The organism is Pseudomonas helleri, from assembly GCF_009600315.1.
Classification (GTDB): Bacteria; Pseudomonadota; Gammaproteobacteria; order Pseudomonadales; family Pseudomonadaceae; genus Aquipseudomonas; species Aquipseudomonas helleri_A.
In genome coordinates this window covers 1-8,391 of the sequence record NZ_WIWC01000070.1, presented here as the reverse complement: position 1 = coordinate 8,391, position 8,391 = coordinate 1, and the positions used below count along the sequence as shown (strand labels likewise).

Here is an 8,391-nt window from a genome sequence, read left to right as displayed (position 1 = left end):
TATCAGGGAAATCGCTTCGCTAACTGTTCGCTATGTCTCCGAACAAAGTGTTCGCGATGTCCCCGGTCCATACAGGGGGAGGGTTGGGGTGAGGGGCTGCCGTTCACCACAGGCTGATATATAGTCGACCCCTCAACGGCCCCGTCAATGAGTACCCCATGCTTAATAAAGGATTGTTTCTGGCTTGCGCGCTGGCGCTGCTGAGCGCTTGCGACTCTTCATCTTCGGGCAAGTCCGAGACACCATCGGCCCAAGCCCGGCCAGTTGCTGACGTCAAGCTGCTGGCCGAGCGCTATGCCGGGCGCGAGTTAAGTGTGGTGGACGTCTCGGAGGTACAGCTGGACGGTGCCAGTACGCTGTCAGTCAGCTTCTCGGTGCCGCTGGACCCGCAGCAAAACTTTACCGATAAATTGCACCTGGTGGACGCCAAGACCGGCAAGGTCGACGGTGCCTGGGAGCTCTCCGATAACCTGATGGAGCTGCGCCTGCGCCATCTCGAACCACAGCGCACGTTGATCCTGACCGTTGATTCCGGTGTGCGTGCGGTAAACGGCGCCACATTGGCTGCTGAGTTCACCGCCCGCCTCGAAACCCGTGATCTGCAACCCACCGTAGGGTTCGCCAGTCGAGGCAGTGTGCTGCCCACTCGGCTGGCAGAAGGCTTGCCGGTCATCGCGCTCAATGTCGATAAGGTCGATGTTGATTTCTTTCGCGTTAAACCCGAGTCACTTCCGACCTTTCTGACCCAATGGGGGCGCAACAGCAGCCTGCAAAGCTACGAAGCCAAGGACCTGCTGAGCATGGCAGAGTTGGTTTACGGCGGCCGCTTTGACTTGAACCCGGCACGTAACACGCGCGAAACCCTGATCCTGCCCACCTCGGGGATCAAAGCGTTGCAGCAACCCGGCGTCTATCTGGCGGTGATGAAACCCTCAGGCAGTTACAACTATTCGACACCCGCCACGCTATTCACCCTCAGCGATATTGGCCTGTCCGTACACCGTTATCAGAAACGCCTGGACGTGTTCACTCAGGCGCTGGAAGGCGGCAAGGCGTTGGCCGATGTCGAGCTGGAATTGCTCGACGGCAAAGGCAAGCGACTGGCGCAGGGCAAAACTGATAAAGCGGGCCACGCAGAACTCGCGCTGGCACCCAAGGCTGAAGTATTGCTGGCCCGCCAGGGCGACCAGACCAGCCTGTTGCGCCTGAACACCGCGGCGCTGGATCTGGCCGAATTCGACATTGGCGGCCCGACCGCGCACTCGTTGCAGTTTTTTGTGTTCGGCCCGCGCGATCTCTATCGCCCCGGCGAAACCGTGTTGCTCAATGCCTTGTTACGCGACCGCGATGGCAAGCCTGTGACGCCGCAACCGGTCAGTGTTGAAGTGCGCCGCCCGGACGAGCAAGTCAGTCGCAAATTTGTCTGGTCGCCGGATGCCTCGGGTTTCTATCAATACCCGTTGCAACTGGCGGGCGAGGCGCCAACGGGCCGCTGGCAACTGGTCTTCGATCTGGGCGACGGCAAGCCGCAGCTCTATGAGTTTTTGGTTGAAGACTTTTTGCCTGAGCGCATGGCGCTTGAGCTAAAGGGGCGCGATACGCCGCTGAGCCCCGATCAAACCGCTGATATTGAAGTGACAGGCCGTTATCTATACGGCGCACCGGCCGCGGGTAATCGCCTCAGTGGGCAAGTCTATGTGCGCCCGTTGCGTGAAGCAGTCAGCAGTTTGCCGGGCTATCAGTTTGGCTCGGTGACCGAGAGCGAGCTGACTCAGGATCTGGAATTGGACGAAAGTGTTCTCGATGCCGAGGGTAAACAAACCCTTCACCTGCAAAGCCAGTGGAGCCAGGCCAAGTCACCGCTGCAACTGATTGTTCAGGCCAGCCTGCAAGAGTCGGGCGGACGTCCGATCACCCGGCGACTGGTGCAACCCGTGTGGCCCGCCGAGCGTTTGCCCGGTGTTCGCGGCTTGTTTGAAGGCGCTGAAACCGACGGCGATGGCCCGGTTGAGTTTGAGCTACTGGTGGCTGACAAGGATGGTCACAAGCTGGCGGCTGAAAACCTCAAGGTTCGACTGGTGCGCGAGCGCCGTGATTATTACTGGAACTACTCCGACAGCGATGGCTGGAGCTATCACTACAACGAGAAGTTTCTCAATCTGAACGAAGAAACCGTCAACCTTAAAGGTGGCGAAACCGCCAAGGTCAGCTTCCCGGTGGAGTGGGGCCCGTACCGTGTTGAGGTTGAGGACCCGAGCACCGGTCTGATCAGCAGCCTGCGGTTCTGGGCCGGCTATCGTGCGCAAGACAACGCTGAAGGCGGCGCCGTACGGCCGGATCAGGTCAAGCTGGCACTGGATAAAGCGGCTTACTCCGAAGGTGAAACAGCCCGCGTCACGGTCACGCCGCCAGCTCCGGGTAAAGGCTATCTGTTGGTTGAAGGCAGCGATGGCCCGCTGTGGTGGGAAGAAATCGAGGTGCCCGCCGAGGGCAAAACCTTTGACGTGAAACTCGACCCGAGCTGGGCGCGCCACGATTTGTACGTCAGCGCGCTGGTGATTCGCCCCGGCGAACGCAAAACCAATATCACCCCCAAGCGGGCGGTCGGGGTGTTGCATTTGCCGCTCGATCGCAGTCAGCGCAAGTTGGCATTGACCCTAGATGCTCCCGAAAAAATGCGTCCCAAGCAGCCGTTGACGGTCAAGTTCCAGGTCAAAAATGCAGACGGCAGCGTGCCAGCAACCGCTCACGTTTTACTCGCAGCCGTCGATGCCGGGGTGCTCAATATCACTGACTATCCGACCCCCGATCCGTACGCCAGCCTGTTTGGGCGCAAGGCGTATGGCGCGGATCAGTTGGATATCTATGGGCAATTGATCGAAGCCGGGCAGGGCCGTTTGGCCAGCCTGGCCTTCGGCGGCGATGCGGCGCTGGCCAAAGGCGGCAAGCGGCCTGCCACCAGCGTGAACATCGTGGCGTTGCAGAGCGCGCCCGTCACCCTCAATGAGCAGGGCGAAGGCGAGGTCAGCGTGAATATCCCCGACTTCAACGGCGAGTTGCGCTTGATGGCTCAAGCCTGGACGGACGACCGTTACGGCATGGCGCAGGCCAAAACCGTGGTGGCCGCGCCCTTGGTGGCGGAGCTGGCGGCACCGCGCTTTTTGGCGGGGGGGGACCAGACCCGTCTGGCGCTGGACCTGTCCAACCTGACCGACACCCCGCAAACGCTGGCGGTGCAACTGAATGCCGAGGGTCAGCTCAGTCTGCTCGGCGATGCCCAGCAGACCGTCACCCTCAGCCCCGGCCAGCGCAGCACCTTGCAGATCCCGGTCAAGGCCCAAGGCGGTTATGGCAACGGAGTGGTCAAGGTGACGGTCAACGGCCTCAACCTGCCGGGTGAAACCCTGGCGCCCTTTAGTCGCGAGTGGACATTGGGCGTGCGGCCGGCGTATCCGGCCCTGCTCAAGCACTACCGCGCCGTGCTCAAGGATCAGCCGTGGAGTTTGCCGGAGGGCGAGTTGCAAGCCTTTGAGCCAGAGGGACGAGAAGCCTTGTTGAGCCTGTCGAGCCGCCCGCCGTTGAACCTGGGTGAGCAAATACGGGCGCTCAAAGCCTATCCGTATGGCTGCTCCGAACAAACCACCAGTGGCCTGTACCCGGCGTTGTATGCCGATGCGGCATTGCTCGAACGGCTGGGGCTTGAAGGTGAACCGGACGCCGAGCGCACACGCAAAATCGAATTGGGCATCGAGCGGCTTTTGGGGATGCAGCGCTATAACGGCAGCTTTGGCCTGTGGGGCGCGGACGGTCAGGAAGAGTACTGGCTGACGGCCTACATCACGGACTTCCTGTTGCGCGCCCGCGATCAAGGCTTTGCAGTGCCACGTCAGGCGTTGCAACAGGCCAGCCAACGCCTGATGCGCTATGTGCAGGAACGCAATCTGATTGAGGCGGATTACAGCGACAACCTCGACCACACCCGTTTTGCGGTTCAAGCCTATGCCGCATTGGTATTGGCGCGCAGCCAGCAGGCGCCGTTGGGCGCATTGCGCAGTCTGTTTGAGCGACGCAGCGATGCCGCGTCCGGTCTGCCGCTGGTGCAACTGTCGATTGCCTTGCAGAAGATGGGCGACCAACCGCGCGCCGATCAGGCATTGGTGGCGGGCTTGGCCGTGACCCGTAAAGGCGATCAATGGTTGGGCGATTACGGCAGCCCGCTGCGCGATCAGGCGTTGATTCTGGCGTTGCTGGAAGAGAACGACTTGATGACTGGCCAGCGTGAGCAGCGTCTGTTTGATTTGTCGGACCAACTGGCGGCGAGTCCTTGGCTGTCCACCCAGGAGCGCAACTCGCTGTTTCTGGCCGGGCGTGATCTGTTGGGCAAGCCCGAGGTTGACTGGTCCGCTCAACTCACCAGTGGCGGACAAACCCGCGAGCTGAACAATCGCCAGTCGGGTATTAAACTCGACGGGGTGCTGTTGAACACACCGCTAAGCGTGCGTAACCAAGGGAGCGACACGGTGTACCAGCAGCTGACGATTTCGGGTTATCCACAGCAGGCTCCGGTGGCGGGGGGTGAAAACATGAGCATCCGCCGTGATTATCTGGGCATGAATGGCGAGCCGCTGGATCTCACCTCGCTGAAAAGTGGTGATCTGGTACTGGTTCATGTCGCGGTCACGGCCAAACAGCCGGTGCCGGATGCCTTGGTGGTGGATTTGCTGCCCGCAGGTCTTGAGCTGGAAAACCAGAACCTGGGCCAAAGTGCGGCCAGCCTTGAGAATGCCAGCACTGAGGTCAAGCAATGGCGCGAGGCCATGCAAAACGCCAATGTGGAACATCAGGAATACCGGGATGATCGTTATGTGGCCGCGTTGAAACTGGAGGGCAACGGCACAGCGCACCTGCTGTATCTGGCCCGAGCTGTCACGCCGGGGACTTACCGCGTACCGCCGCCGCAGGTGGAATCCATGTACCGGCCCAATTGGCAAGCCGTGGGCGAAACGCCGGGGGAAATGGTGATAAAGGGCCGGTGATAGAGCTGCCCGTCCCGTAGCAGTTGCCGAAGGCGACGTCCGATGGCGAAGCCGTCGTAAAATCAGACAATGCGGTTTTACGCAAAGACCGCAATCACCGGGTTTACGACGGCTACGCCGCCGGACGTCGCCTGCGGCAACTGCTACGTTAAGAGTGTTTGGATTAGCTGATCACCCAGCTCAAGATCCACAAGCCCAGCAACAGCCAGATCACGCCACCGATGATCGAGGCGCGCATAAAGGCGCGTACGGCGTTGTATAAAAACAACAAGCCGATCACCAGCACCGCGATGCTGACAATTGAGGTGTCCATGCCCAGCGCACGGGCCATGCCGTCAATGAAGTTGCCGCCCGCCTGAGTAATGGCGGTGAACAGGCCACTTAAGGATTCAACGATAAAGTGCACAATCTGGCCCAGCCAGAGGCCAAGGTTTCCAGCGAAGCTTTCTACGTACATGGATATATTCCGTTCAATAAGATGGCCACTGTGCCAGAGATGGCCATTGGGCAACCAGTCATGGCTTAAAGTTGCGTTGCGAGTGAGTGTGAGTGAGTTCTCGTCTTAAAAACATCGTCTTGTGGGGCGCAGGCAGTCTGCTGTTGGTGTGCGTGCTGCTGTGGCTGGCGGATCGCCTTTGGCCCTTGCCCCTGCCGCAGGATGATATGGCTCGTGTGGTACTGGCTGAAGATGGCACACCGTTATGGCGTTTTGCGGATGCCCAAGGCGTGTGGCGCTATCCCGTGCACCTCAATGAGGTGTCGCCGTATTACCTGGAAGCTTTGCTGACCTATGAAGACCGCTGGTTTTATCAACATCGCGGGGTCAACCCGTTGGCGCTGGGGCGTGCCGCCTGGCAGAACCTGACCGGGGGGCGGGTGTTGTCTGGCGGCAGCACGCTGTCTATGCAAGTTGCGCGCTTGCTCGATCCGCATGAGCGCACGCTGACCGGCAAATTGCGTCAGTTGTGGCGCACGGCACAGCTGGAATGGCATTTAAACAAAGATCAAATCCTCACGCTGTACCTCAATCGCGCACCCTTTGGCGGCACGCTGCAAGGCGTCGCCGCTGCCAGTTGGGCGTATCTGGGCAAGTCACCGCTGCACCTCACTCGTTCTGAAGCTGCATTATTGGCCGTGTTGCCGCAAGCCCCGAGTCGTCTGCGGCCCGACAGGCACCCGGCGCGTGCGCAAGTGGCGCGGGACAAAGTGCTGCGCCGCCTTGTCGAGTATCAGGTATGGCCGCAGCACGCGGTGAGCGAGGCGCTGCAAGAGCCGCTGTTGCTGGCGCCGCGTCTGGAACCCAGCCTTGCGCCGTTACTGGCGCGCCGATTAAACCGTCCTCATAGCCCGCCTTTGATTCGCACCACCCTCGACGCAGGCTTGCAGCGTCGTCTTGAAGACTTGTTGCTGGGCTGGCGCGCCCGTTTACCCGATCACACCTCGGCAGCCATTGTGGTGGTGGAAACCGAGACCATGGCTGTGCGGGCTTATTTAGGGTCGGTGGATATCAATGATGCGCGGCGTTTTGGCCATGTCGACATGATCCATGCCCTGCGCTCGCCCGGCTCTACGCTGAAGCCGTTTTTATACGGGCTGGCCATGGACGCCGGGCTGATTCACTCCGAATCGCTGTTGCAGGACGTGCCGCGCCGCTATGGCGATTACCGGCCGGGCAATTTTTCCATGGGTTTCACGGGGCCGGTGTCCGCCAGTTCGGCGCTGGCACTGTCGCTCAACTTGCCTGCGGTGCAATTGCTCGAAGCGTACGGGCCCAAGCGGTTTGCCGCTGAACTGCGCAATGGCGGTGTGCCGCTCAGCCTGCCGGCGTTGGCCGAGCCTAATCTGGCCTTGATTTTGGGAGGGGCGGGCAGCCGACTGGAAGATCTGGTCAGCGGTTACAGTGCGTTGGCGCGGGGAGGTAAAAGTGCCGCCCTGCGTTTACAGCCCCAAGACGAACTGCGCGAGCGGCGCCTGCTGTCGCCGGGTGCGGCGTGGATTATCCGGCGCATTCTCAGTGGCCAGGCTCGCCCCGACCGCGATCCAACGGCCGAACTGGCTCAGCGTCCGGCACTGGCCTGGAAGACCGGCACCAGCTATGGCTTTCGTGATGCGCTGGCGATTGGTGTCGGGCCGCGCTACTTGATCGGCGTGTGGATCGGTCGGCCAGATGGCACCCCCGTGCCGGGTCAGTTTGGTCTGGCGTCGGCTGCGCCGCTGATGTTGCAAGTCCACGATGTGCTGAGCAATCGCGACAGTCAGCGCGGCATAGTCAGTCCCGTGGCACCCGTACCCGTTACCGTGGGAGTCGCGGCGATCTGCTGGCCGTTGGGTCAACCGCTCAATCGCACCGATGTGAATTGTCGGCGTCAGCGTTTTGCCTGGACTTTGGACCACACCACACCGCCGACCTTGCTGGCGGCCGACCAGCCTTTGGGGTCGGGTTTGCGCGAAACCATCTGGGTAGACCCGCAGGGGCTTCGGGTTAGCCCGCATTGTCCCGGAGCCACGCCACGGGTCGTCGCCCTGTGGCCTGCGCCGCTTGAACCTTGGCTGCCCCGTGTTGAGCGGCGCGAGGCGAGGTTGCCAATGGCCTCGGCGCACTGCCCGCCACCGGCGTTGAGCGCAGTCGCCCAATTATCGATTGTCGGCGTGCGCGAGGGGGATCGCTTGCGTCGGCCTGCGGCTGCTCAGGCGTCGGTGCGGCTTGCCCTGTCAGCGTTGGGTGGTGATGGCCGCCGCTGGTGGTTCCTCAATGGCAGGCCGCTGGGCGACACTGGCTTTGAGCAAACGCTGACGACTTCACTGGAACAGGCGGGCCGTTACGAACTCAGTGTGCTGGATGAAAGTGGGCAAACGGCACGGGTTGAGTTCAGCGTGGAAGAGTAAACAAACCGTCAATTGTGGTTATAACCTAAGGCGTAGCGTATGTGCGTGTTTGTGGGGTTGAAACAATGCGTTGTTGAAAATACAGGCTTTTTTAATGGCTCATAATGCCAAGGTATTAGTTATTAAGCGTGAGCTTATTTGCCTTATATAAGGCGTTAATACCAAGTTGTAGATTGTCTGTAATCGCGAGCGGGTTTGTTATGGGTGCACGAATGAAATGTATCTCTGGCGTTAGAACCGAGAACTTTCGAACTTAGGCGTTTCGTGTGCCAGGACAATAATCATGAATGCTCAACTGTGGTTAAAAACAAGTACCGCGCTCTTGCTGGTCATGACGGTGAGCCTTGCTGGCTGTAGCAGTGGCGGTGGCGGTTCCAAAAGCCATGTTTCTGAAAGCACCCCTGAGGCCGGCACAGACGGTGGTACGGGTGGCACAGACGCGGGCGCTGGCGGTGGTGATGGCACCGGT

Annotated in this window: 3 protein-coding genes and 1 pseudogene; 3 read left to right on the top strand and 1 reads right to left on the bottom strand. The window is 60.5% G+C overall.

All coding sequences use genetic code 11. The features are described from left to right. The first annotated feature begins 158 nt into the window (after positions 1–158). Complete coding sequence (locus GHN86_RS22620) at positions 159–5,036, top strand: alpha-2-macroglobulin family protein (protein ID WP_153387356.1); 4,878 nt, start codon at positions 159–161, stop codon at positions 5,034–5,036. A 163-nt stretch (positions 5,037–5,199) separates the two neighbouring features. On the opposite strand, the gene GHN86_RS22615 is transcribed toward GHN86_RS22620, so the two are convergent. Continuing rightward, positions 5,200–5,493, bottom strand: coding sequence for a hypothetical protein (locus tag GHN86_RS22615; protein ID WP_122784985.1), 294 nt, complete (start codon positions 5,491–5,493; stop codon positions 5,200–5,202). A gap of 92 nt (positions 5,494–5,585) precedes the next feature. Between GHN86_RS22615 and pbpC the strand changes: the two genes are divergently transcribed. Together pbpC and GHN86_RS22605 are read left to right on the top strand one after the other, a co-directional pair. Beyond that, positions 5,586–7,922, top strand: a complete 2,337-nt coding sequence (gene pbpC, locus GHN86_RS22610) for a peptidoglycan glycosyltransferase PbpC (protein ID WP_397463011.1) — start codon at positions 5,586–5,588, stop codon at positions 7,920–7,922. 283 nt (positions 7,923–8,205) lie between these two features. After that, positions 8,206–8,391: pseudogene (locus tag GHN86_RS22605) on the top strand (hypothetical protein); the annotation flags it as partial.

Bases quoted from the DNA above. Each gene is read 5' to 3' on its own strand.
- GHN86_RS22620 (WP_153387356.1), top strand. From the start codon at position 159: ATGCTTAATAAAGGATTGTTTCTGGCTTGCGCGCTGGCGCTGCTGAGC.
- GHN86_RS22615 (WP_122784985.1), bottom strand. From the start codon at position 5,493: ATGTACGTAGAAAGCTTCGCTGGAAACCTTGGCCTCTGGCTGGGCCAG.